The sequence below is a fragment of the Geobacillus thermodenitrificans subsp. thermodenitrificans DSM 465 genome, from assembly GCF_000496575.1.
Classification (GTDB): Bacteria; Bacillota; Bacilli; order Bacillales; family Anoxybacillaceae; genus Geobacillus; species Geobacillus thermodenitrificans.
Genome location: NZ_AYKT01000016.1, coordinates 40,127 through 64,522 on the forward strand (window position 1 = coordinate 40,127; position 24,396 = coordinate 64,522).

Here is a 24,396-nt window from a genome sequence, read left to right on the forward strand (position 1 = left end):
ATGTCACATACTCTCCTCTTTCATCCTGCTGGGGTTATCATAGAACAGGCGATTCTTAGGTTGGTTGCTACTGTTTATCTTCCGGTTTCTTTGACCAAGAGAAGGATGATTTTTGTTTTTACTGAATATGTATACGTCTAATTTGATTGGCCTAATTATCAGTGGAAATGCTTGCATATCCGGTGCAGCCATTTCCTCATTATATGAACGATAGCATGATCTTTGGATATTTGCTTTATCTTGTTATTAGTGTGTATGTTTTACGGAACATCGCTTCCTTCGGACTGGGCAGTGCACCGTCCATATTAAGTACGATGACAGCGATGGAAATCCTATTTGAACGGTGCGCTGACTTGATCGAATACTATACGTGGAAATGGGAATATCCATTCGGGTGAACTGGCATGTCTATTTCTCCTAGTTGGCGCTATACATATAGTATAGTTGTCCAAAAGGAGGAGAGCAGGATGGTGCTGTTTGACGTGGAACACCGGTTGTATTATGAAGCGATCAATTCGGCGCGGCCGAAAATGGCGCCGGTTCGCCAAGACCGGGCGTGGGGATATGTATGGAAAACCGTAAACGGTGAGCCGGTGAAGTTTTGGATCGATTTTCATCGCGGACGGTATATGTACTTTGAATACGGGCGAAAGTGGTATCGGGTGGCGTATTTGCAGGCGAACGAACAGAAGTCGGGAAGGGATGTGCTAAATGGAGCGATGATTGATTTGACCAGCGATGGTCACCGTCTTCTCTTCATGAAAGGGCGCATCCGCCACCAATCGGCGCGCGCGGTGTAAGATGCGGCGCTAGCACCGTGGATTGGGGTATGATGGCACCAAAGCTGCCAGCGAATCACTAGGTCCGCATTTTCTTCGCCCCCAATGGATAAGCATTATGCTTAGTCGTGAAAAATAATCATTTCCCCTTCGCACAACAGTTTGTTAGTATCGTAAGGTCACGGATCCCAAGATTTCTCTATTTGAGAAATCTTATTTTTTATCCCCATTTCCTATTCAATCCCCAGCCTCTTGGGAACGTTGAGCAGCCTTTCCTTCAGCCACAAAGTCCCCGGACAAAAACTGCTTCGTGGACGATGCTTTTATACTAAGCCGTATCTGTCCATAATAACTAATAGCAAAGCCCTCATAGGAGATGACGAAATCATGGATCAAATCCATTTGTGGTCGTTGCTCGTTATTGGTACCATTCTATTATTTTTCAGCCTGCGAACCCCGCCCATCAAGGACAAACTTTGCGTGTTCTTGTTAAAAGCGTATTTTTCCACGTTTTTCGGCGTGATTGTTGTAGAAAACAAACTCTTAGAGTACCCTGTCCGGTTTTTAGACCAATATTTTGAAGCAAGCATCCTGTTCGAATATTTCCTTTATCCGATCGTCTGTGTTTATTTTTATCAAACTTCGTATCACTCGCGCCTGCCTGGTATTATTGGCCAATGCTTATTGTACGCGGCCGCTTTGACAGGTGTTGAGGTGCTTTACGAAAAGTACACGAATTTGATTGAATACCATCGATGGACATGGATGTATTCGTTTATCACCATTTTTGTTCTGTCGTTTTCCGTTCGCATGTTGATGAAACTAATTCATAAGCGGGAACAATCGACCAGCTAGTGGGTGCTGGACTTTTAAAGAAACAATATAGGCGGCAAAGAGGAGCTCCTCTCTTTGCCGCCTTTGTTTTCTTATGCCCACCACATCTCAGGCAGTTCTTCTTTGAACAACACATTTTTCAAGAGCGCCACGGCTTGGGACAGCCCTTCATCGATCGAGGCAAGCATGTCTTCATGCTCGATCGAGAGCACATAGTCATAGCCGACCGCGCGCAGAGCGCTGACGATGTCGCGCCAACATTTTTCGCTTTGACCGTAGCCGACGGTGCGGAATACCCATGAGCGATCGAGAATTTGGCTGTAATGTTTCGTATCCAGCACACCGTTTTTGCGGATGTTCGCTTTGTCCAAGTACGTGTCTTTCGCATGGACGTGGAAAATCGCTTTTTCACGGCCAAGCAATTTGATCGCTTCGACTGGGTCGATGCCTTGCCAAAGGAGATGGCTCGGGTCGAAGTTGGCACCGATCGTTTCGCCGGCGTGTTCGCGCAGTTTGAGGAGCGTTTCCGGGTTGTAGACGACAAAGCCCGGATGCATTTCAAAAGCGATTTGATGAATGCCGTGCGCTTTGGCGAACTCTGCTTCTTCACGCCAGTACGGGATGACAACTTCGTCCCATTGCCATTTTAAAATTTCCAAGTAATCCGGCGGCCAGGAGCACGTGACCCAGTTCGGATACTTGGCGCCAGGATGGTCGCCCGGGCAGCCCGAGAAGGCGTTGATTACCGGGACTTCGAGCTGCTCGGCGAGTTTCACTGTTTTCCGCCATGTGTCATGCGATTGCTTCGCAAACGTTTTGTCCGGATGGAGCGGGTTGCCGTGGCAGCTGAGCGCACTGATGATAAGCCCACGGTCGTGAACCGCTTTTTTCAATGCTTTGATTTTTTCCGGCTGATCTAACAGTGCATCCGGATCGCAATGAGCGTTGCCCGGGTAATTACCGGTACCAAGCTCGACGGCTTCAATGCCCATCGCAGCAATCTTATCGAGCATTTCTTCAAACGGCAACTGTTGATACAGAACGGTAAATACGCCTACTTTCATTTGTTTTTCTCCCCCTTCTCGCCGGTGTAAGGCCGGTCAATCAGCAACCGGCCCCACCGTTCCATTTTATTTTGACGGCGCTGTTAGCGCCCGTGTTGGCAGTGGCCGAACAAAAGCTGTTTATTCCGCCACCCGCACCCACTGTTTCGTGCGATGGCTTTCCAAAATGGCATCAACGATCGTCATCGTATAGTGGCCGTCGGCGATCGTCGCAAACGGCAGCTCCCCGAGCGCCTCGCCGCGCTGTTTCCGGATGATGGCATTGTAAAAGTCGAGGAACAAGTTTTTCAGCCCATCCGGCCAGCCTTCTTCATGACCGCCAGGGTAATGGGCGAGCGCGGCGGCTTGCGGCGACAAGAGCGACGGGTCACGGACGACTTCTTCGTTCGGGCCGTTGCGGCGCCCGATCCAGAGGCGGTTCGGGTGCTCTTGGTCCCAAGCGAGCGTCATCGCATCGGTAGCGATTTCAAAATAGAGCCGGTTTTTCCGGCCGGCGCTCACTTGGGAAATCGTAAACGCGCCGTGAGTGCCATCATCAAAATGGACGAGTACATTGCCGCCGTCTTCCGTATCAATCTGAACCGGTTCGGCGTCTTGAGCATGCCCGGATGTAAACGTGCTCCCTTCCTGCTTCGGTTTGTAGCGGACTGGATGGACGGTGCGCAAATCGGCGAACACTTCGACGATGCGTTTTCCGAGCACGTATTGCACTGTGTCGCACCAGTGTGAGCCGATGTCGGCGATGGCGCGTGACGGACCGTTTTGCGCTGGGTCAAGCCGCCAGTTGTAATCAGTGTCATAAAGCAACCAATCTTGCACATAGCCGCCATAGACGAAATGGATGCGCTTTGCGTCGCGGGCGATCCGCTCTTTCGCTTCGGCGACGAGCGGGTAGTGGCGGTAGTTGAAGCAGACAGCGCTTAAACCCGGGCTTTTTTCAGCCAGCTTTTTCAGTTCGATCGACTGTTCGCTGTTCATCGCGAGCGGCTTTTCTGATAATAAATGTTTTCCCGCTTCAAGTACGGCCTTGTTGATCGGAAAATGCAAGACGTTGCGCGTGCAGTTGTGAACCGCTTCGACGTCCGGGTCGGCGATCAGCGCCTCATAGTCGCCGTATGCTTTGGGAATCCCGAACCGGCGCGCGGCTGCCTCTGCTTTTTCTTGGCTGCTTGAAGCGATGGCGACAATGTTCACGAACGGCAGGCGGCGGAGCGCCTCAATATGAGATGAAGCGGAAAAACCGGTGCCGATGATGCCAACATTGATCGATTTCATCGCGCTGCTCCCCCTTGTTTCGCTTTAATCGGTTCAAGCGGTTTGACGTTGCCGAATATGATTTCCCCGCGGTTGACCGGTGCGGCCCAACGAACCGCGTTGGCGATCACTTTCAGCACGTCTGGGTGATGATACGTTGGGTATGTTTCATGGCCAGGACGGAAGTAGAAAATTTTCCCTTTCCCACGCGTAAACGTGCAGCCGCTGCGGAACACTTCTCCACCTTCAAACCAACTGATGAAAATCGTTTCGTCTGGCTCCGGAATGTCGAAAAACTCACCGTACATTTCTTCTTGTTCGAGCTCAATGTACGGCCCGATCCCTTCCACGATCGGGTGGCCCGGGGCAACGACCCAAAGCCGCTCTTTTTCGTCGGCTTCACGCCATTTTAAATTGCATGTCGTCCCCATCAGCTTTTTGAAAATTTTCGAGAAATGGCCGGAGTGAAGGACGATGAGCCCCATTCCTTCGAGGACGCGACGGTGGATGCGTTCAACCACTTCGTCTTTCACTTCATCATGGGCGATATGCCCCCACCAAACGAGAACGTCGCACCGGTCAAGCACTTCGTCAGTCAAGCCATGTTCCGGTTCGTCCAATACAGCGGTTGCTGTGTCAAACCCGGCTTCGGCTAAGTAGTTGGCGATGGCGGTATGCATCCCTTCCGGATAAATGGCTCTTACTTTTTCATTTTTCTTTTCATGGCGAAATTCGTTCCAGACGACAACGCGGATTGGTGTTGTCATATGGTGATCCCCCCTCGATTGGATTTCGGTTTGCCGCGGCATACACAAAGTGGTTGATCTCTTACCATTCGATTCGGACTTGTTTCCCTTGTTCGGACGATGCATAAATCGCTTCTAACACTTTGGCGATCATGAGTCCTTGTTCTGCCGTGCAAAGCGGTGTTGTATTATTGGTGATGCTTGTAACGAAATGGTCAAGCAACGCCACCCGTTCGCCTTGGTCGTCAAAATGGAGTGTGACGTCAGCCGGGACACCGTGTTCACTGCGGAACCATTTCACTTCTTGACGGTTGCCGGTCACATTCCACTCCCAGCGCACACCGCCTTCCGTGCCGAGAAACTCGACATATGCCCGTTCCTCTTCAATGTGCGACGCCCAGCTCGTCTCAAGCAGCACAGTCGCGTCGTTTTCCAGTTGGATGAATGCCGAGGCAAAGTCTTCCACCGTATACGAAGCGTTTGGCGCAAACGACGTGCCCGGCCATGCCCCTTGATGACGTGGACCGAACTTCGCGTATGTTTTCCCCGTCACCGCGACCGGGTTCGGGTTTCCAAGCATCCAAAGCGTGACATCAAGCATATGAACGCCTAAGTCGATGAGCGGACCGCCCCCGGAACGCTCACGGTCAAAAAACCACGCCCCCCATGCAGGAATACCACGGCGGCGCACCCAACCTGTTTTGGCGTAATAAATGTCGCCGAATGCGCCTTCTGCGATGCGTGCATGAAGCCATTGCGCCGCTTGGCGGAACCGGTTGTTCAGCGACACCATAAACTGTTTCCCTGATTCGTCGCGGGCGCGAATGATGGCGTCCGCCTCTTCCGATTTCATCACCATCGGTTTTTCGCAAAGAACGTGTTTCCCAGCCCGCAGGCTGTCGACCGCCACTTGGGCGTGCAAAAAGTTCGGCACGGTAATGATGACGGCATCGACATCTGGTGAGGCGAGCAGCTCTTTATAGTCGCGGTACACGTCGCGGATGCCGTATGTTTCCGCTTTTTCCGCGGCCGCTTTTTCGTTGACATCGCAAATGGCCTGCAGCACGACGCGCTCCGGGAGCTTGAGCGCCGCTTGAATATGTGCGGTTGAAATCCCACCAGCTCCGATTAACCCGAGGCGAATTGGACGTGCGTTTTCCATATCGTTTCCTCCTTGCATCCACTTGTTTTCAAGCAACTTGTTTCTAGATTGCCACTTATCTGAAGCAACACATCGAGTGATGTAATCGATTACATCACCCTTACAAAAAAATCCGCCTATTCTCCGCCGCCAACGAGGGGAGCGCTTTCATCAAACCGAGCACTTCCCCCCGCATGACTCACGAATGACAAGGTGATCAGGCAAAACAAGCTGACGGCGGCTGACCTCGTTCCCTTCAATCAGCTGAAGCAAAAGCTCCATCGCTTTTTGGCCGATCTCAAACGTCGGCTGGGCGATCGTCGTGACAGCAGGTTCAAAAATCGAGGCCATTTGGATATCGTCAAACCCGACAACGGCGACATCATCTGGAACACGACCACCGCGGTGACGGATCGCTTTGATCGCCCCGATCGCCATCTCGTCATTGGCGGCGAAAATCGCTGTCGGTGGTTCTTCAAGGGCGAGCAACTTCAATGTCATGTTGTATCCCGATTCGTAGGAAAAGTCACCTTCTTGCACGAGTGCTGGGTCGGCATCGATTCCATGCTGCGCCAACGCTTGATAATAGCCGCGCAGCCGATCTCGCCCCAAAATGACATCCATCGGGCCGGACAGGTGGGCGATGCGGCGATGGCCAAGATGAATCAAATGTTCCGTTGCCTTGCGGGCGCTGCTAATGTTGTCGATCGATACGGTCGGGATATCGGTCCCCTCCAAATATTCGCACGCGAGGACAATCGGAAACTGCCGCGCCATTTCTTCCATCAGTTCTTTGCGGATGCGAGCAGTTAAAAAAATCATCCCGTCTACTTGCCTTTGCGGCAGTACATTCAAATATTGCTCCTCAAGCTGAGCATCATTTTGCGTATCGCCAAGCAGCACTTGGTACCCGTGTTCGAGAGCAACCGCTTCAATGCCGCGCAGCACCTTCGAAAAAAACGGGTTCGTAATATCGGGCACGACAACGAGCACCGTTTCTGTTTCCATGCGACGCAAATACCGGCCAAGCACGTTCGGCTGGTAGTTGAGCGCTTCGATCGCCTCGAGCACTCGTTGCTTCGTCTCTTCGGTGACGTTGCCGGCGTTGCGCAATACGCGCGACACGGTCGCCGTCGATACGTTTGCCCGTTTCGCTACGTCTTTTATGCTTGCCATAGATGAAATCCTCTCAAATATGTAATCGATTACATTACCATCGTATATGAAGCTTAGTACCGTTGTCAAGTCCCCTTTTCATACGATTAAAAATCTTCAATGTTTGCTTCCTTACGCGGGAATGAGCAACCAGTATCACAATCTTTCCGTTGGCAGCGATGGATAAAAACCTTTTTAATTCAAAAAAACTTGGCGAAAAAATGCCGCTTCATCAAAATTTTTCAAACGGTGTTGCAAAGTCTTTTCATATCCATACTATTTACTTGGTTTATTTAGAAAACGCTCTAATCGGGAAAAATGAGCAAAACACGCCAATAAAGGATCTAACGTTTTTCTGTTTTTTACATAAAAGACAACCGATTCAGCACCAAAAACGCCTCTGCACGAATGCAGAGGCGCCTATGGGTTCGGATCGATTATTAATCAATCGTTTGGCGGGCTCGGTCTTTAAGCATTTTGACACCGACAAGCGAAATCAATCCCATGACCACGATATAGAAGGAAATCGCGGTAGCGCTTCCGTATTTGTGCAGCAGCCACGTGCTGATGAGCGGCGCTGGTCCACCGGCAATGATCGCGGCCAGCTGGTAGCCGAGCGAAGCGCCGCTATAGCGCAGGCGCGTCGGGAAGTTTTCCGCGATCATCGCCGCCTGCGGGCCATACAACATGCCGTGGAATACCATGGCGATGATCGTCGCCAACATAATCAGGCCTACGCTTTTCGTGTTGACGAGCCAATAATACGGGAACGCCCAAAGCATAAGCAAAATAGTACCCGTCATGTAGACACGGCGGCGCCCCCACCGGTCAGATAAATGACCGGAATACACAATGGCAAGCGCATTGATGATCGCAGCGACAATTGTCGCATTGACGAAAATGCTTTTTTCCATCTCCAAAAATGTCGTCCCATAGCTGACGATAAATGTGACAAAAATATAGAACGATCCGTTTTCAATCACCCGTGCGAGCGCAGACCAAAGAATTTCGCGCGGATGTTTGACAAGCACCTCGCCGACCGGCATCTTGCTCGTTTCTTGTTTTGCCAGGGCCTCTTGGAATAGCGGCGACTCCAGCACTTTCAGTCGGATATATAATCCGACAGCGATCAACAGAAAACTAAGCAGAAAAGGAACGCGCCAGCCCCATGCATAAAAGCTGTCGCCGCCTACTGCGAGCATGAGCGTCGTCACAAGCGAAGAAGTGAGCAGCCCAAACGGCACGCCCATTTGCGGCAGCGAAGCCATCAATCCACGCCGTTTTCCTTCCTCCCACTCCATCGCAATCAAAATGGCGCCGCCCCATTCTCCGCCAACCCCGATTCCTTGAATGAGACGGAGCACGGTCACCAAGAGCGGAGCCCATAAGCCAATTTGCTCGTACGTCGGCATCAACCCGATCAACGCCGTCGCCAGCCCCATCAACAACAAAGTGGCGACCAGCGTTGCCTTCCGGCCAATTTTATCGCCGAAATGACCAAAAATGGCCGCTCCGACCGGCCGGGCAACAAACCCTAAGGCAAACGTCGTGAACGATTGCATAAGCGCCACGTATGGGTCGCTTTGCGGGAAAAAGAGCTGTGGAAACACTAGCGCAGCCATCGTCCCATAAAGGAAGAAATCATACCATTCAATCGTCGTTCCGACCACGCTCGAAATCGCGGCCCGCCTTTTTTGGCGTTTTAACTCTGACGCATCCATCGTCGTTGCCATTGACGCCAGCACCCCTTTCATCATATGAAAACGCAAAAATAACAAATGAATAATAGCCAAAGCGACCTCAGTTGATTATTCACTTCAATGTTAACGCTTTCAAATGAACATTTGTTTCTCCCTCCACAACGCTCGAAGCAGCATCGCGCCCTCCGTTCACTTCTTTCCTTCCCGCGCCACGAGCATATGCACAAGTGCATCAACCACCGTCTCTCCATGCTGGTTAAGGATTTGTTGATGCACTGTGACGAGTCCTGCCGTGTCGCTCCGCTCGGTCAACTGCTTCACTTCCGATTCGACGTAAATCGTATCGCCAATTTTCACTGGTCGGACGAAGCGGAGCGCGTCGATGCCGTAAAAAGCGAGCACACATCCCGGCTCCATCACCCATAGCCCAGTCGCCGCTGACAACGTCAACATCCCATGGGCAATCCGTTCGCCGAACTGCGTCTGCTTCGCGTATTCTCGATCGATATGCAACGGATAAAAATCACCGGAAACACCGGCAAATTGTACAATATCAGCCTCAGTAATCGTCCGACCACGCGAACGGTGACGTTCACCTACGACATAACCTTCAAAAGGTCGGTCAAAACGCAATGAAATCCCCCCTTCGCTTCATATAACAAAAGAACGAACCATTTCCACCCCCTTTCAAGTAATGAAAAAGCGATTACTTAACCTAAATTTTGTAAATTTTCTGTATATTAACGGCAAACTACATACAGAAAACCGTTCAAAGCTTCATAAGAGGTTGGCCTCATATTTGTCACTAACATATGAACGGTTAGCAGCAGATAGAACGAGTGATTGATGATTTCATGTTTTAAAACGAATGGGCATTGAACACAAGGTGCCAGAGAGAAGATATGGCCTTGAGGAAACGTCGGAGGCATATATAATGAGAGGGCGCCCCATTGCATTTGGGACGCCCTCTCCTTTGCCTTAGCGATTATTCTTTCACCGAGCCAGACGTGAGACCGGATACGATGCGGCGTTGGAACAGCAATACCATAATGACAAGCGGAATCGTGACAATAACCGTCGCCGCCGAGATTTCGCCCCACGGGATCGTGTACTGTCCCTGGAACATGGCGATACCAACGGGTACTGTTTTGTATTTTTCCGCCGTATTAATCGTTAAGGCAAATAAAAATTCATTCCATGCTGCGATAAAAACGAGAATCGAGGTCGTAAACACCCCCGGCACCGCCAGCGGTAAAATGACCTTGAAATACGTTTGCATTGGCGTTGCTCCATCGATTTTTGCCGCTTCTTCCAAATCAAATGGAATTTTGCGGAAAAAGGTGACCAACAGCCAAATCGATAACGGAAGGGCAAACGTTGTATACGGAATAATCAATCCTAAATAACTATTTGTTAAACCAAACTTTTTCACAAACATGTAAATCGGAGAAATGGTTGCAATTTGTGGAAACATGGACACCGCCAACACGAGACCGAGAATGACGGTTTTGCCTCTGAACTCTAAACGCGCGATGGCGTAAGCGGCAAATGCCGCGACAAATACGGTATAAACCGTCGTGATCGTCGCAACCACCGTGCTGTTCCATAAATAGCGCAAAAATGGATAATTGACAAAGACGGAAATATACGATTTTAATGTTGGGTGGCTAGTAAACCATTGAAATGCTTTATCGCCGAATAGTTCGCTGAGCGGCTTTATCGAGCTGAGCAACACCCATAAAAACGGAAACATGACAAAAAAGACGAATACGACGAGAAAGATATAAAAAAGAGGTCCTGCTTTTTTCGTCATGATCTCACCTCCCTTATCGTTTCGCACTCGCACTGTCGGACAATAAATCTTTACCGAGCCACTTAATATAAATCATTGAAATGATGGCGACACAAATAAACACGATGACTGCCAACGCCGATCCATTTCCAAAATTCGTCTGCGAGAACATGACTTTATACGCTAAAATCGAAATCGTTTCCGTCGAATTCGCCGGACCTCCGCCGGTTAATACGAATATCAGATCGAACACGCGGAACGCATCCAGCGTCCGGAACAAAAGAGCCACCAAAATACTTGATTTCAGCAGTGGCAACGTCACTTTGACGAACTGTTGCCATTTCGTTGCTCCGTCGATCGAAGCGGCTTCATATAGCGAGCTTGGGATTGTTTGGAGCCCAGCAAGCAGTAACAAAGCCATATACGGCGTTGTTTTCCACACATCAGCAAAAATGACGGCAAACATCGCCCCTGCTTCTGTCGTTAGCAAATCTCCCATACGGTCAACAAGACCAATATTTTCAAAATATTTAGCAACAATCCCGTTTTGCCCATCATATAAAAACTTCCACATCAGTGCCGATACAGCGGTCGGAATGGCCCATGGCACTAAAATCGTCGCCCGAACAAGCCCACGGCCGAAAAATGCTTTGTTAATGAGCAAGGCGATGGCCAACCCGAGCACAAGCTCAACTGCGACCGACACAACAGTAAAGAACGTCGTATTCCATAGCGCCTTCCATAAGCGCGGATCGCTAAAATTGTCTTTATAATGCTTCAGACCGACAAAGTTCGGTTCAATGACGACACCGGTCAGCCCTTCAGCAAGGCCAACGACTTTATCAGGCTGCTTGAGCCCCCCATCCTGGTGAATTTGCTTCAACGTTTGAACAGCGCTGTCCACCGTGCTGATCAGCTGTTTGGCCGTTTGTTCGTCCAACTCAACAATTTTCACTTCTTCACTCGGCGTCTCGAAGTTATCAAGCGCTTCGTTTACTTGGTCGTATTGTTTCGCCACCTGTTCGTCCTTGCGGATGGCGGCATCCATATCCGTTAATTTTTGTTCCACTTCGGCGAGCGTTTCTTTTACTGTTCCTTCCGCAGTAGCTAATTCTTGTTTAAGGGCACTTTGTAAGAACGGGTAGTTTTGCAAGTACCCCTCTAGGTCAAGGCTGTAGTTTAAATGAATCGATGATTTCCTCGGGTCGTTAAGCCGATAGTCGAACAGGCTGTAATAAAACGATTGGATGACTGGCCAAATAGCAATCGCTAAAATCAATAACAACGCCGGCGCGACGAGCGAATAACCTAAGATCCGCTCCATTCTCTTTTCATTCCTCATCGCTGCCTTCCCCCTTCTCTTTGTTAAAAAGGGTATTAGCCTTCAGTACCGGATAGAGAGCGGCCTGAAGGCTAATACATAGCGAATGGCTTCCTCCGTTATTTTTTCTTGCTCATTTGGGCTGCACCGCGCCGAGCAACACAGCCGCTTTACTTATTCATCGCTGCCTTCATTTCTTTTTCCATGTTTGCTACCGCTTGTTCAACAGTAAGCTCTCCGGCCAATGCCTTCGATACGTTAATTTGGATGATTTCGGAAATTTCCGGATAGTTTGGCACCACTGGACGCGGCACTGCTGCATTCAAGGCGTTGACAAACCCTTCTTCAGCGAAGAACGGATTGGCTTTCAACACCTCTTCATCCTCGTACAACTCCGGCAATGTCGGGGCTAAACCGCCATAAACGGCCGAGATTTTTTGCCCTTCCGGCCCGGTCATAAATTTGACGAATTCCCATGCTTCTTTCGGGTGTTTCGAATATTTGTTGATTGCCGTCATCCAGCCACCAAGCGCTGCAGCTGACCCTTTATCGCCAGCCGGGAGCGGAGCAACGCTAACTTTGCCGACAATTTTTGATTGTTCCTGATCGTTCGCCAAGGCATATTGATACGGCCAGTTGCGAATAAACGGTGCTTGTCCTTCGATGAATGCGGTGTGAGACTCAGGTTCCATAAAGGTCGTCACGTTGCTTGGCACAACATCCGATTGAACGATCTCCACCATTTTTTTCAAACCTTTAATGGCTTCCGGACTGTTGACGACAACGTTTCCGTCTTTGTCAACGATTTGTCCCCCGTAGGAAGCAATAAATTCAACAGCGTTACAAACAAGCCCTTCATATTGTTTCGCTTGCATTAAATAACCGAATTTCGTACCGCCTTGTCCTTTCAGTTCCTTTGCTGTTTTTAACAGTTCATCCCATGTTTTCGGCACTTTATCTTCAGGCACTAAATCCGTCCGATAAAACAACATGCCCGTATCAATAAATTTCGGCATGGCCCATTGCTTACCGTTGAAGTTTCCAGCGGCTAACGCCCCTTGGTTGTATTTGCTTAAATCGATGCCATCTTTCTCAATGAAACGGTCCAATGGCAACGTATAGCCTGCTTGGGCGAATTCAGCCGGCCAGATCACATCAAGGTCCATAACATCGATTTCCGACGACTGGGCGTTTAACATCGTAACGTAAGCATCATGCTGCTTGCCGGTGTCAGCCGGCATTTCCCGCAGTTCAACATCGATGTTCGGATGTGCTTTTTCAAATGCTTCGATCAACTTTTCCGTTGCTTTCGTCGAGTCTTGGCCACGGGCATAGACAATCTTAACCACTTCGCTGGATTTGCTTTCTTTATTGCCTTCTGTTTTGCTATTGCCATCACCGTCAGCATTTTCACCGCCGGAGCAGGCCGTAAGTCCCATCGTAAGCGCTAACAAAATAGCTGATGATTGAAACGCTTTTTTCTTTTTCATTTCTTATCCATCCCCCTACTTGTTTTTTGTATGATAAAGCTTGAGTGAAACCGAACAACACATCTCTCGCGCGGTCCGGATCACCTCCTAGGCTGAAATGACAATCCAATTACACACTATTCAGGCAATTTCCGATGCCTGTCTACCTTACTATTTTGTAATCGATTACACAAAAATCGTTGATAAATCGACCATTTCCCGCTTTCTGTCTCTTTTTCATCCTGATGAGTTTGCGAAAAAGAAAAGGTTGATCTCTACCGAATAGGTGTTCAACCGAAGAGGCTTGTCTACCTTCCAAGGCTTCCTTCCAATCGACTAAGACTTCAGGCAAACCCATCTATGTAATCGATTACAAATCCATCTTACATCGATTTGATTTCCTTCGTCAAGGGCTTAAATCTTTTTTTAGTATATAAACAAAGAAAAGACGTCCCAAAGGAGGAGGACGCCTCTTCTCATTCCGATGTATGCAACTAACCGACTAGTAAAAACCCATATATTGCATTTACTGCTGAGAAAGGCAGTCTTTTGAGGCAGCCCTTCCCTCACACTTCCACCGCCTTCCCTTCCTCGACGATATGGTAAAGCAAGTGCGCCAAATGGTGGATCGGGCCGTATGGTTCTTCATCGTCTTCATTCATTTCTTCCTCATCAGCGAATTCGAGGTCGTTTAAGTAGAGCGCCATAAACTCATAAAAATCTTTCAGCTCGAAGCTGTAGCACGCGCTCGGGTCTTCGCTGTCCTCCTCGTACTGGAGCATCAAGTACGAGACATTCCCTTCGTTGTCTTCGGCGTCGAAAAAGACGAAATAGCCGATATTCGTGTCGAGGTCAAACAAATGTCGCGTCCCGCCTTCAGTCGCCTTGTCAAATTCGTCTTGGTTCAATTTGCCGACGTTCATCGCCTCCACATGATCTTCGCGATGAAACTGAACCGTAAACGTTTTCATGTTCGTCTCCTCCTTAAAAAATGCTTAATGAATATGTTTTGGATAGCCGCTCGAGCAGCTTCACCCCGGTCAAGCTGTTCCCTTTATCATCGAGCGCCGGACCGAAAATACCGATGCCGCATCGCCCTGGGACGGCAGCGAGAATGCCGCCGGAAACACCGCTTTTGGCTGGAATGCCAATTTTAATGGCAAACTCGCCTGAAGCGTTGTACATGCCGCACGTGACCATGAACGTTTTGCAAATACGAGCCACATCAAGAGGCATGAGCAGCTCACCCGAATGCGGGTCGCGCCCGTCAAGTGCGAATACTAAGCCGATGCGCGCCAAATCAATGCACGTCATCTCAACGGCACATTGCTTCGTATACAAGTCCATCAACTCTTCAACATCTTCATCGATAATGCCGTGCTGTTTCAAAAAATAGCAAAGTGACCGGTTTAAAAACGCGGTTTCAAACTCGGATTGAGCCACTTCTTCCGAATACGTGATCTGTTCGTTGCCTGCCAATCGGCGGATGAATGCCAAAAGCCGCTCGATCCGCTCTTCGACAGAACGGCCGCGAATCATGTGCGTCACCGCCAACGCCCCGGCGTTAATCATTGGGTTGAGTGGTTTGGACGGCTGCACTTCCTCAAGCTTAGCAATGGAGTTAAACGGATCGCCCGTCGGCTCCATACCAACTTTGCGAAACACCTCGTCTTCGCCGCGGTCGATCAGCACAAGGGCCAGTGCGAGAATTTTGGAAATGCTCTGTAGCGTCACCTTGACTGTCACATCGCCGGCATCAACGACTTTTCCATCTGCGGTGTACACGGCAATCGACAGCTCGTTCGGATTCGCCTTACCTAAGGCGGGAATGTAATCAGCCACTTTTCCGTAACGGGCGTACTGTTTTGCTTCTTCGACAAAGCGGACAAGCTCTTCTTTGTTGTACACAGGCATCACCGATGGTTAGTATGGCTGATTTTTCCTGTTTTATGCATGAACAATGCAAACAGCTAGGAATCGACAGGCGCACTCGGCCTTGTCCAAACGGAATGTTTTCCACAAGACAAGCATGCCTAGTTGGACAGGGGACAACAGCCGCTTGCCTACAGTAAAACTTATGGAAAAGATGAACAGGGATCATGTGATCGTAGACATACATGCCTTGATGAAAAAATTTCCCCTTATGAACGGTCATCGCCTATGGAGAAACGTTCGATTCCGTGATGAGAACGATCGCGACATTCTTTTTCCAACGAATGCAAAATTGGCCATTGATTTCTCCCTATTTTTCTTATATAATAGGAAATGTCTGACCAATCTCTTCGGGATGTAGCTCAGCTTGGTAGAGCACACGCATGGGGTGCGTGGGGTCGCAGGTTCAAATCCTGTCATCCCGATCGTCATGAAACCAGCCGGAAAAACAACCGGTTGGTTTTTTGTTTTTCCCCCTTTGTTCCACCTACTAAATGACCTCCATCTTCTTTCCTGCGAAAGCGATGTAGCCAACAGCTAGCTCAACGTCGTCGTCCACCACGGCGGTGTCAGAAAGCGATAGCGTCGTTTCAACTCGACAAGCTCCGATAATCGCTCCATCCATATTGAAGACAGTGGCGGTGACCATCCGTTTTCGGTTTCCTGGCGGAGATTGCTTTCATCATCGACGTCATTACGACGGTAACGGAAACAGGTGACTTTGCTCAAGTGAATCCCATCAATTAAGCTTGCATGGTTCCGCTCGTCGTTCAAGACGAGGTCATCGCGGCGAATCAGTACACCGATATTCGCAGCATAGCCGCTATTGAAAATGAGTGCGGATTCTGCTTTTTTCACTGTTTTAACATAGCTTCTGCCTGCTCGTACAGCGGATGGTTACCGGCGACGAGCCGCGATGCCCCCGCCCCGTATCTTCGCATCCTGATTCATTGTTCGCCTGTCATCCGCCAAGCCTACATCATTGTGCGATGCGAAATTCTACATCGGCTTTCCGCCCAACATGCCCGAAACCCCTGACGCCTCCGCTTGACGCAACTGGCGTTTTTGCCCTAGTTTGTTCAACTCGAAAAGAATCTCCGTTTTCATCCTCATCTCTTGTATATGTAAACTATACACAATATACTTTGCGATTCACTAGTGCTATATGTTTGCTTTGCTTTATTGATTATTTAGAACAATGTTTAATATATTTAGTTGAAAATTCCTTATTGTTAAGTGAGAAAAAAGGAACGGATGCCAAAAAGAGCTTTATCGCTTTTTTTCGCTTCGATGCATAGCCGGTCCTTCGAAAAGTCATACTATATCTGTCTTAAACGCCCCTATTTCCGTTCATCCTGCGAACTAAGGAGGTGCCGAAAATGGATGTTCGTCGAGCGCAAGAAATCGCATCATCGCCAGTGATGGCGAATGTCACGTACAACGGACAGCGCATTTACATCGAGCATGTCGACCAACAAAAAGGGGTGGCGACGATCCATCCGCTTGACAACCCGTCTCAAAAGCAAAGTGTGCCGGTTGCCAGCTTAGAAGAGCATTCGTAACCACAAAAAAGCGGGAAAAGGAATCATCCTTTCTCCCGCTTTTTTGCTAATCAGCCGTCAACTCTTCCTGCTCTTTGTAGGCTTCTTGTACAGATTGTTCCCTCATCGCCGCGCGGCCTGCCGTCCGAGTATCAGCGGTGCGGACAGATTTCTCGCTGCGCTTGTTGTTCGCTTTCATTTTCATCGCGATGCTCCCTCCTTCGTCTCTAGCATTCCCTGAATGGCAAGAGGTTACTATCGCGAAGGAGCAAAAGAGCACTGCCCGATCGGACGGCTTATGAAGCGATCTTATCCTTTTTCTAACAACTCGATCCGGTTGTGAAACGGATCGCGAAACGAAAACCGCTTCACCCCTGGGATCGGTTTTTCATCTTGTGTCACGACCCCGCGTGCTTCCAAATAGCGACGTGCAGCCTCAACATCTTCCACTTCAAACGCCGGATGGCTTTTGCTGTTGTAGCCATCACGGTTTTCCGTCCCAATATGAAGCTCGATATCACCGACTTTGTACCAAAGCCCACCGTTAGCCTTCAGCGACTCGGGCTTTTCGATTTCCTTGAAACCGAGCACGCCCGTATAAAACGCACGCGCCTCATCTTCAGCGCCAAATGGAATACAAATTTGCACATGATCAAGTCGTTTGACACGAATCATCGTTTCTCTTCCCCCTGTTCAAAGGCTGGTTTGATCCGGCGAATGAACCAAACGGCAGCAACCGCCCACACCAATAACACTGCCTCGACCACCCAGATGTTTGTGACGACTTTCGCTTGGTACAACGCCGGCAAGACGTCCAACGCGGCATGGAGCAAAATCGCATACAGGACATAACGGAATTGCCGCTTGCGCACGCCAAGCAAAACGAGCAGCGATAACGCCACATGCACGGCCAAGGCAAACAACCGTTCTAAACCGCCCAACACATACATCGCCAATGGCGTGTGCAACACTTGTTCCTTAATTAGCTCCGCTTGGTCCGCCGGAAGCGACGGAGCAATCGTTTTATCAAAGACTCCTGATTGGATGAGGCTCATGAGCACGATGACGTTCACAGCGCCCAACACGCCAAGCAACACCGCTTCCACCCCGCCGTGCCCAAGCCCGAATGACAAGCCATCGCCATATGAGCGTTTTTGTTTCAACAGCCAGCGAAATCCGACATAACGGCCGATTTCTTCAAACACACCGGCGGCAAGCGCGGCGTACAAGACAAAGAGCGTGACACTTTCCGTTCCTTTCAGCGCCGGTCGCCCCGGTTCAAGGACAGCGATATGAAGGGCTTTTTCCAACACTTGTGAAAAAACGAGAAAGATCAGTGCCCCGATGCCGAGCGCTTTCCACGAAAGCCACCCTTTTTTTCTCCCGTACCATACAAGTCCGAGCGGAACGAGCAACGACACAAGAAGCTGTGTGACTGCGCCTATAATCCCCATGAGTCCCCTCCTATCTATGATGAACGCTTGCGCTGTTCATGACGAAAATAGATGAACGACTGAATGATTAAATACAAATTACCCAAAATTATGATGAGCATCAAAAAGACAAACTTCATCTCCCCTTCCCCCGGCAAAAATCCCGTTAACATAAGCAAAATCCCCATCGCGATAAACACTTTTCCGCCAAGGCGATGCGTTTTGTGCCAAACCGTCTCACTCTCAATCGTCCATGGCGTGCGGATGCCGATAAAATAATTATGTTTGATTTTCGGCATATAATTTCCGATGACAAGAAACAGCCCGCCGATGCCAAGCGGCGCAAACAAGCTCATATCGATCGAAAAGCCGAGATTGTACGCGAGTGTTACGATATGCAATATGAGAAAAAAAGCGATCAACGCCACATTGAAAATGTTGTATACGTGTGAGAATTTAGCATAGTTTTCTTTTTTCGGGTCAAATCTTGGCATCACTCCCATCAAAATGATGAAACCTGTCATCAATACGGGTGGGAGAAGCGCGCCAAACCATTTGTTGCTGAAGCCATCGGCTTCCCCTGATGCATTCCAATGGATCGCCACTTCATCCGGCAAATACGGAAGAGCAGCCAAACTCAATAGATAAGCGAGAACCGTCAACACGATCGCCAGCCGGCTAACCTTCATCATTTCTCTCCCCCTTTTTCGACGAAATCGTAAAACCAACGGAGCAAATCTTGAAACACCGTCGTGTTCAGAGAGTAGTATATATACTGTCCTTCACGCCGGTCTTGCACCAAATCAGCCTGCTTTAAAATTTTCAAATGATGCGATACACTCGGTTTTTGCATATCAAAGTGCGAAGCGATTTCCCCTGCCGTCAAGTCCCCTGTTCGCAGCAACGTTAAAATTTTTCGGCGCGTCGGATCAGCGATCGCTTTAAATGCCTCGTTGAACGACAATGGTGATCCCACCTTGCGAATGATTTTTGCATACATATTGAAAAATAACGTTTGTTGATCGCCGCTTCTCAAACAGTGAGCAGATGCTGCCAATGTTGACGGTTGGCCGTAAAGCATGGCACGCCCAGGTGAACCGCAAAATGTCTGTAAAAGCGGGGCATTTTCATACCTAAGTGAAGGGCAAAACTGGCTCACGGATTTGTTCATGAAAAGACATGCACCTTTGAGGCCGACATGAGGAGTACAACTGGCTCATAGGCTTTTTTCGTGCATCGGTCACTCGTTATTTCGAAACATAGTTTTATAGGACAAGAAATTAGATATTTAGATACATTTCTAAATATAGAATATTCCATTTCCATTCAACTGTCAACTTATATATGCTTTCTGACTAAGCCCTCCTCTCTTCATCTTTGCAAAACGCTCTCAGCACGTTGACATGGTTGCACGGCGAGGCTGTTACGTTTCTATATCCCGTCAAGCGACTGATCGTCGAGCACATAACGAAGCTGTCTTAGAAGCCCACTTGGCCAATACAGGCGTCTTTGTTCCTCGTTTCTATCATCCGCTCCCTCGATATTCTCACGAGTTGGCAAAAAAAAGAGGTATGCCCCCTTCCACCGTATGAGAACCGCTTCGCGATTTTTCTTCTTTGGAAGTGAATAAGGTGAATCAATATACGAACGGCCGCCCCTTTTGACGTGAAAGAAAGAGCGGCCGTTCGGAAAAGGAGAAAAACTGAAGCCGTTTGCACGGTGCGAGGTCGTTATTTATGCGTTGCAGCCGGACGTTGTGGACGATGCCACCATTGGCGGAGATAAGGCAACACCCAATGATCGACACCGTATCGTCCCGCATTGGCCCCAGCGACGAGGATGAAGACGGTGAGCAGCACCATTTGTGGGTTCGTGCTCGTCGTGCCCGAGAACATGAAGGCGAAGTTCATGACCGCTCCCATGAGTGCAGCGAAGGTGGTAAACAAGCCAAGAATCAGTGCGATGCCGACGAGAAATTCGCCCCATGGCACGAGGAAGTTAAACAACCCAACATTCGGCAGCGCTACGTTTTCGATAAAGGCTGCCCACCAGCCTTGCACGGCTGGATGTTCACCTGTGGCCTTCGCCAACGCTCCTTTTAAATATCCGGTGGCGTCAAAGCCGTGCGTGATTTTTTCCCATCCCGCCATCATCCATTCATACCCTAAATAGAGACGAAACAACACCATCAACGCCGACGCTGTGGCATGTTCGCGCAACCATTTGACTACCATTTTGTTTCTCTCCTTTCATTTTTAAAACAATTCTTTACACTTTTATCTTAATCTTCTTTTTGCTCGTTGAAACGAGTTTGTTCAACATTTCACAATATAGTCAAAAAGTTATGACTAAATTATGACTACGATTCCTTTTCTTGAACATTCCCCACCTGCGCCTAAAGGGGACAGATTCTTAGGAACACCCGCCCTCGGTTGATCTGCCTTCCCAAAACAGCAAACGAAGATGCTCAATAAAACGAGAGGAACAACACCTTTTATCCTAGGAAGAAAGACTGATTTGATCGTGAGTTCAACGGCACATCCAGACACCGATGCGTCTGCATAACGTCGCCCCCAGTCGCTAGAACAGACAATTGAGCAATACGGTGGGGCAGCAGGCAATGGGGGCACGCTTCGCCATGGGAAAGGGCGTCCCGCTGCTTTCGGGACACCCTTATACTGGTGATGACCAGTGTTGTTGGTCACGTCGTCTGTTGGCGGTCAGGAAACAACAAGCTGAACAACACCCCGGCCACTAGCGCAATGGCAAATGTCGTAAACCGTGAACTGATGATGTCCTCAAGCGGCGAGGAAATCCAGATGATTGTGCTGATAAACCCAGCGAGGATCGTGGCGATGACACCGATGCCGGAATACCGCTTCCAGAAAAAGGCGAGTAAAATCGCCGGTGACAACGTGCAACCGATTCCCGCCCACGCCCAGCTGACAACGAGATACACGAGCGACTCCGATGTCATCGCCAATACAAGACCAAGCAATCCGCCGGCTACGACAACCGTACGTGATAAAGTGACAAGCTGTTTCTCCGACAGACGGAGACGCAAAGAACGGCGTACGATGTCTTCGCTAATGGCGCCTGTGATCACAAGCAGCTGTGAATCGGCCGTTGTCACGATGGCGGCCAAAATGCCGGATAACAGCAACCCGGCCAACCACGGCGGCAACAAGTCCAACACCATATGCGGCAACACGGTCTCGACATCGGCGAAGGAATGTCCTTGGTAAAGGGCAATCGCTGTCAGACCGATGAGAAACGCCCCACCATACGCCAATAGTGTCCAAACGACCGCCACCGTTTTGGCCGTTTTCGCCTCGCGGGCATCTTTTAATGCCATGAAGCGGGCGCTCAATTGCGGCTGTCCACCAAGGTAGCCGAAAAACCAAGCAAAATTGTTAAACAACAATAGCCCAAGCGCAAAACCAGTCACCCCCCCTGTCCATGAGTCGAGGCCTGGTTTCGCATGATGAAGCGCTTCACTGATCGACAATCCGCCGCTATAAATTTCCACTAACGCCACAATTGGCAAAATAACGAGCGTTGCCAGCATGAGCACACTTTGAATCATATCTGTCCAAACGACACTGACAAACCCGCCAGTGTATGACAAGATGATGACAATCGCCACACTGATGACCATGCCAAGTGCTGGATCGATATGAAAAACAGTAAACAGCGTTTTGCCGGCGCCTGCGATTTGAGCGCTAAAATAGAACATCATAAAACTAAGAATCAAAACAGTAGAAAGCCATAAAATCGTGCGCCCTTGCTGACCAAACCGTTGCGCCAAATAGCTTGGCAGTGTCAACACCCCGTACCGCTCCGCCTCTTGGCGAAACCGGTCAGCCAAAAAAAGCCAAGCACTGACAATGCCGATGACAATGCCTACTGCCACCCAAATCGCAGAAAGTCCGCTCGCAAACACAAAACCCGTATAGCCAAGCAACAGCCACGCCGATTCCCCTGTCGCCCGTTCGGAAAAAGCAAGCGTCCAACCCGGAAGCGTTTTTCCGCCAAGCAAAAAATCACTATGACTCATCTCTTTTTTTCCATACCAATAACCAAGAGCGGCCAACACAAGACAATACAGCACGAGTTCCGCCAAGATCACGCCATTCATTGTTTCTCCCCCTCGCTATATAGTTCACCTCACCACACTGCCTCCCTCTCTACTGTTGCGCCATTTCCCCATAAAAAACCGGCATTGCCATCGAACAAAGACGACAATGCCGGTGTAGACAATAACGGTACAGCTTCATCACTTATTTATTTCATTACTACCATTATGATGATAAGAAACGATTTATTCCCGTTCGTTTTCTTTAATATTCAGTTATTTAAAAGTTGCGAAATATACAAACATGTAATAAAGTGGACTTGACACTAAAAAAGGAGGGAACCATATGGAACGTTGGGAAAACGAGTTAAATAAATACGCCGAATTGGCAGTGAAAGTCGGCGTCAACGTTCAGCCTGGACAGACGTTGTTCGTCAGCGCACCGCTCGATGCGGCGCCGCTCGTCCGGAAAATTGCCAAAACGGCGTATGAAACCGGGGCAAAACATGTGCATGTCGATTGGGATGATGAATCTCTTACATATATTAAATTTCAACACGCCCCAGAAGAATCGTTTTCCGAATACCCGATGTGGCGGGCAAAAGCGATGGAAGAACTCGTCGAACAAGGAGCAGCCTTTTTATCGATTTATGCCCCGAACCCCGACTTGTTAAAAGATGTCGATCCAAAGCGGATCGCGACAGCCAATAAAACGGCTGCCCAAGCGCTCATCAACTTCCAAAACGCCATGATGACCGACCAGAACTGCTGGTCAATCATTTCCGTCCCGACGGCGGCATGGGCACAAAAAGTATTTTCCGGCCTCAGCCAAGAGGAGGCGATCAATCAACTATGGGAAACGATTTTCCGCATCGTCCGCGTCGACCAAGACGATCCGATCGCGGCTTGGCGCAAGCACAACGATCGACTTGCCCGCATCGTCGACTACTTGAACAATAAACAATATAAACAGCTTGTCTACGAAGCGCCAGGCACCAATCTGACGGTCGAGCTCGTCGACGGACACGTTTGGCACGGCGGCGCATCGACAAGCCAAAGCGGGGTGCGCTTCAACCCGAACATGCCGACCGAAGAAGTGTATACGATGCCGCATAAAGGCGGCGTCAACGGCACGGTCCGCAACACGAAGCCACTCAATTACGACGGCAACATTATCGACGGCTTTACGCTGACCTTTAAAGACGGCCAAGTCGTTGACTTCAGCGCTGAAGAAGGATATGAGACGCTCAAACACTTGCTTGATACGGATGATGGAGCGCGCCGTCTCGGCGAAGTCGCCCTCGTGCCGCACCAGTCGCCCGTATCGCTGTCCAATCTCATTTTTTACAACACGCTGTTTGATGAAAACGCCGCCTGCCATTTCGCGCTTGGCAAAGCGTACCCGACGAACATCGAAAACGGCGCGGCGCTGTCCAATGAGGAGCTTGGCCGCCGCGGCGTCAACGACAGCCTTGTGCACGTCGATTTTATGATCGGCTCCGCCGAGCTGAACATCGACGGCGTGACGAAAGACGGAAAGCGCGAACCGATTTTCCGCAGCGGTAACTGGGCGTTTGAACTTGAATAATCCTCCTTTTGCAGCACATACACATAAAAAAGAAGGCTGTTTCCAAACGATTTCACTCGCGGTTGGAAACAGCCTTCTCTTATTTCAAACGATCAAGCACTCAGTTCATGCCGAGCCTACGCGGTGATGATATTGCTGCAGCGCCTTTCTTTCTCTTTCCGTCCGTTTGATGACGTAAACGACACCAATGATGAAAAGAACGAGCCACAACACAAGTCCGTATTGGCCGACACCGAAGAAAACCGCCAGTTTGACGCTGATATAAAGAGGGGTAAACCATAATGTGATGAGCGAAAAAAATATGTATTGGGAAACGAATGAGTTTTTCTTCTGTTCATTCCTTACCGCCAAAATGGTGATATGGTGCAACAACACCCCGCACATCAACAACGCCAACAAAAGAAAAAACAATGAACCCTTCATCGTTCATCCCTCTTTTCCAAAGAGAAATGCAACAGGCCTGTTTTTTTATGAGACATAAAATATCAGAAACATTCAAACAATATCATACCATAATAAATCACCAAATTCTACAAAAAAACTGCCCTTTGTTCTCGAGGGCAGCTGGTGAA

Annotated in this window: 25 protein-coding genes and 1 tRNA gene; 5 read left to right on the top strand and 21 right to left on the bottom strand. The window is 49.3% G+C overall.

What is annotated here, in order from left to right; all coding sequences use genetic code 11:
* Window positions 1–467 precede the first annotated feature (467 nt).
* Both DSM465_RS0114460 and DSM465_RS0114465 read left to right on the top strand, forming a co-directional pair.
* Window positions 468–800 carry a hypothetical protein gene (locus DSM465_RS0114460; protein WP_029761650.1) on the top strand — a complete coding sequence of 111 codons (333 nt, stop codon included), beginning with the start codon at window positions 468–470 and terminating at the stop codon, window positions 798–800.
* Between the two features lie 366 nt (window positions 801–1,166).
* Complete coding sequence (locus DSM465_RS0114465; protein WP_029761651.1) at window positions 1,167–1,634, top strand: CBO0543 family protein; 468 nt, start codon at window positions 1,167–1,169, stop codon at window positions 1,632–1,634.
* 71 nt (window positions 1,635–1,705) lie between these two features.
* On the opposite strand, the gene DSM465_RS0114470 is transcribed toward DSM465_RS0114465, so the two are convergent.
* The 12 genes from DSM465_RS0114470 to glsA form a co-directional block, all read right to left on the bottom strand.
* Complete coding sequence (locus DSM465_RS0114470; protein ID WP_029761652.1) at window positions 1,706–2,677, bottom strand: sugar phosphate isomerase/epimerase family protein; 972 nt, start codon at window positions 2,675–2,677, stop codon at window positions 1,706–1,708.
* Window positions 2,678–2,797: 120 nt separating this feature from the next.
* Window positions 2,798–3,952 carry a Gfo/Idh/MocA family protein gene (locus DSM465_RS0114475; protein WP_029761653.1) on the bottom strand — a complete coding sequence of 385 codons (1,155 nt, stop codon included), beginning with the start codon at window positions 3,950–3,952 and terminating at the stop codon, window positions 2,798–2,800.
* Window positions 3,949–4,698 carry a ThuA domain-containing protein gene (locus tag DSM465_RS0114480; RefSeq protein ID WP_029761654.1) on the bottom strand — a complete coding sequence of 250 codons (750 nt, stop codon included), beginning with the start codon at window positions 4,696–4,698 and terminating at the stop codon, window positions 3,949–3,951. Before DSM465_RS0114480 ends, DSM465_RS0114475 begins: the two co-directional genes overlap by 4 nt.
* Before the next feature lie 61 nt (window positions 4,699–4,759).
* Window positions 4,760–5,839 (bottom strand): Gfo/Idh/MocA family protein, encoded by a 1,080-nt coding sequence (locus tag DSM465_RS0114485; RefSeq protein WP_008880508.1) that lies wholly within the window; start codon window positions 5,837–5,839, stop codon window positions 4,760–4,762.
* A 150-nt stretch (window positions 5,840–5,989) separates the two neighbouring features.
* Window positions 5,990–6,994, bottom strand: coding sequence for a LacI family DNA-binding transcriptional regulator (locus DSM465_RS0114490; protein WP_008880507.1), 1,005 nt, complete (start codon window positions 6,992–6,994; stop codon window positions 5,990–5,992).
* A gap of 419 nt (window positions 6,995–7,413) precedes the next feature.
* Entirely contained in the window at window positions 7,414–8,706 is a 1,293-nt protein-coding gene (locus DSM465_RS0114495) for an MFS transporter (RefSeq protein ID WP_029761655.1), read from the bottom strand.
* Window positions 8,707–8,862: 156 nt separating this feature from the next.
* Window positions 8,863–9,306: a MaoC/PaaZ C-terminal domain-containing protein gene (locus DSM465_RS0114505; RefSeq protein ID WP_011887636.1), complete on the bottom strand. Its 444-nt coding sequence runs from the start codon at window positions 9,304–9,306 to the stop codon at window positions 8,863–8,865.
* Between the two features lie 352 nt (window positions 9,307–9,658).
* Window positions 9,659–10,486 carry a carbohydrate ABC transporter permease gene (locus DSM465_RS0114510; protein ID WP_008880504.1) on the bottom strand — a complete coding sequence of 276 codons (828 nt, stop codon included), beginning with the start codon at window positions 10,484–10,486 and terminating at the stop codon, window positions 9,659–9,661.
* Window positions 10,487–10,499: 13 nt separating this feature from the next.
* Complete coding sequence (locus DSM465_RS0114515) at window positions 10,500–11,807, bottom strand: ABC transporter permease subunit (RefSeq protein ID WP_008880503.1); 1,308 nt, start codon at window positions 11,805–11,807, stop codon at window positions 10,500–10,502.
* A 149-nt stretch (window positions 11,808–11,956) separates the two neighbouring features.
* A complete protein-coding gene (locus DSM465_RS0114520) occupies window positions 11,957–13,276 on the bottom strand; it encodes an ABC transporter substrate-binding protein (protein ID WP_008880502.1) in 1,320 nt (439 codons plus the stop codon).
* Window positions 13,277–13,821: 545 nt separating this feature from the next.
* Entirely contained in the window at window positions 13,822–14,226 is a 405-nt protein-coding gene (locus DSM465_RS0114525) for a hypothetical protein (RefSeq protein ID WP_029761657.1), read from the bottom strand.
* A gap of 13 nt (window positions 14,227–14,239) precedes the next feature.
* Entirely contained in the window at window positions 14,240–15,169 is a 930-nt protein-coding gene (gene glsA, locus DSM465_RS0114530; RefSeq protein WP_029761658.1) for a glutaminase A, read from the bottom strand.
* A 369-nt stretch (window positions 15,170–15,538) separates the two neighbouring features.
* On the opposite strand from glsA, the gene DSM465_RS0114540 reads away from it, so the two are divergent.
* Window positions 15,539–15,612: transfer RNA gene (locus DSM465_RS0114540), tRNA-Pro, on the top strand.
* A gap of 112 nt (window positions 15,613–15,724) precedes the next feature.
* Here the strand turns inward: DSM465_RS0114540 and DSM465_RS19970 are convergent.
* Window positions 15,725–16,045, bottom strand: coding sequence for an aminotransferase class I/II-fold pyridoxal phosphate-dependent enzyme (locus tag DSM465_RS19970; protein WP_051358538.1), 321 nt, complete (start codon window positions 16,043–16,045; stop codon window positions 15,725–15,727).
* A gap of 521 nt (window positions 16,046–16,566) precedes the next feature.
* On the opposite strand from DSM465_RS19970, the gene DSM465_RS0114550 reads away from it, so the two are divergent.
* Window positions 16,567–16,749 (top strand): small acid-soluble spore protein H, encoded by a 183-nt coding sequence (locus DSM465_RS0114550; RefSeq protein WP_008880497.1) that lies wholly within the window; start codon window positions 16,567–16,569, stop codon window positions 16,747–16,749.
* A 46-nt stretch (window positions 16,750–16,795) separates the two neighbouring features.
* Here DSM465_RS0114550 and DSM465_RS19640 read toward each other — a convergent pair whose 3' ends face one another.
* From DSM465_RS19640 to DSM465_RS0114585, 7 genes are all read right to left on the bottom strand, one after another.
* Complete coding sequence (locus DSM465_RS19640) at window positions 16,796–16,933, bottom strand: hypothetical protein (RefSeq protein WP_169817288.1); 138 nt, start codon at window positions 16,931–16,933, stop codon at window positions 16,796–16,798.
* A gap of 104 nt (window positions 16,934–17,037) precedes the next feature.
* Window positions 17,038–17,403 carry a VOC family protein gene (locus DSM465_RS0114560; RefSeq protein WP_008880495.1) on the bottom strand — a complete coding sequence of 122 codons (366 nt, stop codon included), beginning with the start codon at window positions 17,401–17,403 and terminating at the stop codon, window positions 17,038–17,040.
* Window positions 17,400–18,182, bottom strand: a complete 783-nt coding sequence (locus DSM465_RS0114565) for a YhfC family intramembrane metalloprotease (RefSeq protein ID WP_029761660.1) — start codon at window positions 18,180–18,182, stop codon at window positions 17,400–17,402. Before DSM465_RS0114565 ends, DSM465_RS0114560 begins: the two co-directional genes overlap by 4 nt.
* A 14-nt stretch (window positions 18,183–18,196) precedes the next feature.
* A complete protein-coding gene (locus DSM465_RS0114570) occupies window positions 18,197–18,853 on the bottom strand; it encodes an SdpI family protein (protein WP_008880493.1) in 657 nt (218 codons plus the stop codon).
* Window positions 18,850–19,125, bottom strand: coding sequence for an autorepressor SdpR family transcription factor (locus DSM465_RS0114575; protein WP_008880492.1), 276 nt, complete (start codon window positions 19,123–19,125; stop codon window positions 18,850–18,852). The genes DSM465_RS0114570 and DSM465_RS0114575 overlap by 4 nt, the downstream gene beginning before the upstream one ends.
* Window positions 19,126–19,891: 766 nt before the next feature.
* Complete coding sequence (locus tag DSM465_RS0114580) at window positions 19,892–20,395, bottom strand: DoxX family protein (RefSeq protein ID WP_011887644.1); 504 nt, start codon at window positions 20,393–20,395, stop codon at window positions 19,892–19,894.
* A gap of 467 nt (window positions 20,396–20,862) precedes the next feature.
* The gene (locus DSM465_RS0114585) at window positions 20,863–22,299 is read right to left on the bottom strand and encodes a sodium/proline symporter (protein WP_029761661.1); all 1,437 of its coding nucleotides are present in this window, start codon (window positions 22,297–22,299) and stop codon (window positions 20,863–20,865) included.
* 283 nt (window positions 22,300–22,582) lie between these two features.
* Here DSM465_RS0114585 and DSM465_RS0114590 point away from each other — a divergent pair, with 283 nt between their 5' ends.
* The gene (locus DSM465_RS0114590) at window positions 22,583–23,824 is read left to right on the top strand and encodes an aminopeptidase (RefSeq protein ID WP_029761662.1); all 1,242 of its coding nucleotides are present in this window, start codon (window positions 22,583–22,585) and stop codon (window positions 23,822–23,824) included.
* Window positions 23,825–23,929: 105 nt separating this feature from the next.
* Here the strand turns inward: DSM465_RS0114590 and DSM465_RS0114595 are convergent, their stop codons facing one another.
* Window positions 23,930–24,247, bottom strand: a complete 318-nt coding sequence (locus DSM465_RS0114595; protein WP_008880488.1) for a hypothetical protein — start codon at window positions 24,245–24,247, stop codon at window positions 23,930–23,932.
* Between the last annotated feature and the right edge of the window lie 149 nt (window positions 24,248–24,396).

Coding starts and splice junctions, on each gene's coding strand:
- DSM465_RS0114495 (WP_029761655.1), bottom strand. CDS start 8,706: ATGGCAACGACGATGGATGCGTCAGAGTTAAAACGCCAAAAAAGGCGG.
- DSM465_RS0114485 (WP_008880508.1), bottom strand. CDS start 5,839: ATGGAAAACGCACGTCCAATTCGCCTCGGGTTAATCGGAGCTGGTGGG.
- DSM465_RS0114580 (WP_011887644.1), bottom strand. CDS start 20,395: ATGGTAGTCAAATGGTTGCGCGAACATGCCACAGCGTCGGCGTTGATG.
- DSM465_RS0114490 (WP_008880507.1), bottom strand. CDS start 6,994: ATGGCAAGCATAAAAGACGTAGCGAAACGGGCAAACGTATCGACGGCG.
- DSM465_RS0114480 (WP_029761654.1), bottom strand. CDS start 4,698: ATGACAACACCAATCCGCGTTGTCGTCTGGAACGAATTTCGCCATGAA.
- DSM465_RS0114465 (WP_029761651.1), top strand. CDS start 1,167: ATGGATCAAATCCATTTGTGGTCGTTGCTCGTTATTGGTACCATTCTA.
- DSM465_RS0114595 (WP_008880488.1), bottom strand. CDS start 24,247: ATGAAGGGTTCATTGTTTTTTCTTTTGTTGGCGTTGTTGATGTGCGGG.
- DSM465_RS0114525 (WP_029761657.1), bottom strand. CDS start 14,226: ATGAAAACGTTTACGGTTCAGTTTCATCGCGAAGATCATGTGGAGGCG.
- DSM465_RS0114565 (WP_029761660.1), bottom strand. CDS start 18,182: ATGGGGATTATAGGCGCAGTCACACAGCTTCTTGTGTCGTTGCTCGTT.
- DSM465_RS0114560 (WP_008880495.1), bottom strand. CDS start 17,403: ATGATTCGTGTCAAACGACTTGATCATGTGCAAATTTGTATTCCATTT.
- DSM465_RS0114515 (WP_008880503.1), bottom strand. CDS start 11,807: ATGAGGAATGAAAAGAGAATGGAGCGGATCTTAGGTTATTCGCTCGTC.
- DSM465_RS0114590 (WP_029761662.1), top strand. CDS start 22,583: ATGGAACGTTGGGAAAACGAGTTAAATAAATACGCCGAATTGGCAGTG.
- DSM465_RS0114550 (WP_008880497.1), top strand. CDS start 16,567: ATGGATGTTCGTCGAGCGCAAGAAATCGCATCATCGCCAGTGATGGCG.
- DSM465_RS0114570 (WP_008880493.1), bottom strand. CDS start 18,853: ATGATGAAGGTTAGCCGGCTGGCGATCGTGTTGACGGTTCTCGCTTAT.
- DSM465_RS0114475 (WP_029761653.1), bottom strand. CDS start 3,952: ATGAAATCGATCAATGTTGGCATCATCGGCACCGGTTTTTCCGCTTCA.
- DSM465_RS0114585 (WP_029761661.1), bottom strand. CDS start 22,299: ATGAATGGCGTGATCTTGGCGGAACTCGTGCTGTATTGTCTTGTGTTG.
- DSM465_RS0114520 (WP_008880502.1), bottom strand. CDS start 13,276: ATGAAAAAGAAAAAAGCGTTTCAATCATCAGCTATTTTGTTAGCGCTT.
- DSM465_RS0114470 (WP_029761652.1), bottom strand. CDS start 2,677: ATGAAAGTAGGCGTATTTACCGTTCTGTATCAACAGTTGCCGTTTGAA.
- DSM465_RS0114510 (WP_008880504.1), bottom strand. CDS start 10,486: ATGACGAAAAAAGCAGGACCTCTTTTTTATATCTTTCTCGTCGTATTC.
- glsA (WP_029761658.1), bottom strand. CDS start 15,169: ATGCCTGTGTACAACAAAGAAGAGCTTGTCCGCTTTGTCGAAGAAGCA.
- DSM465_RS19640 (WP_169817288.1), bottom strand. CDS start 16,933: ATGAAAATGAAAGCGAACAACAAGCGCAGCGAGAAATCTGTCCGCACC.
- DSM465_RS0114460 (WP_029761650.1), top strand. CDS start 468: ATGGTGCTGTTTGACGTGGAACACCGGTTGTATTATGAAGCGATCAAT.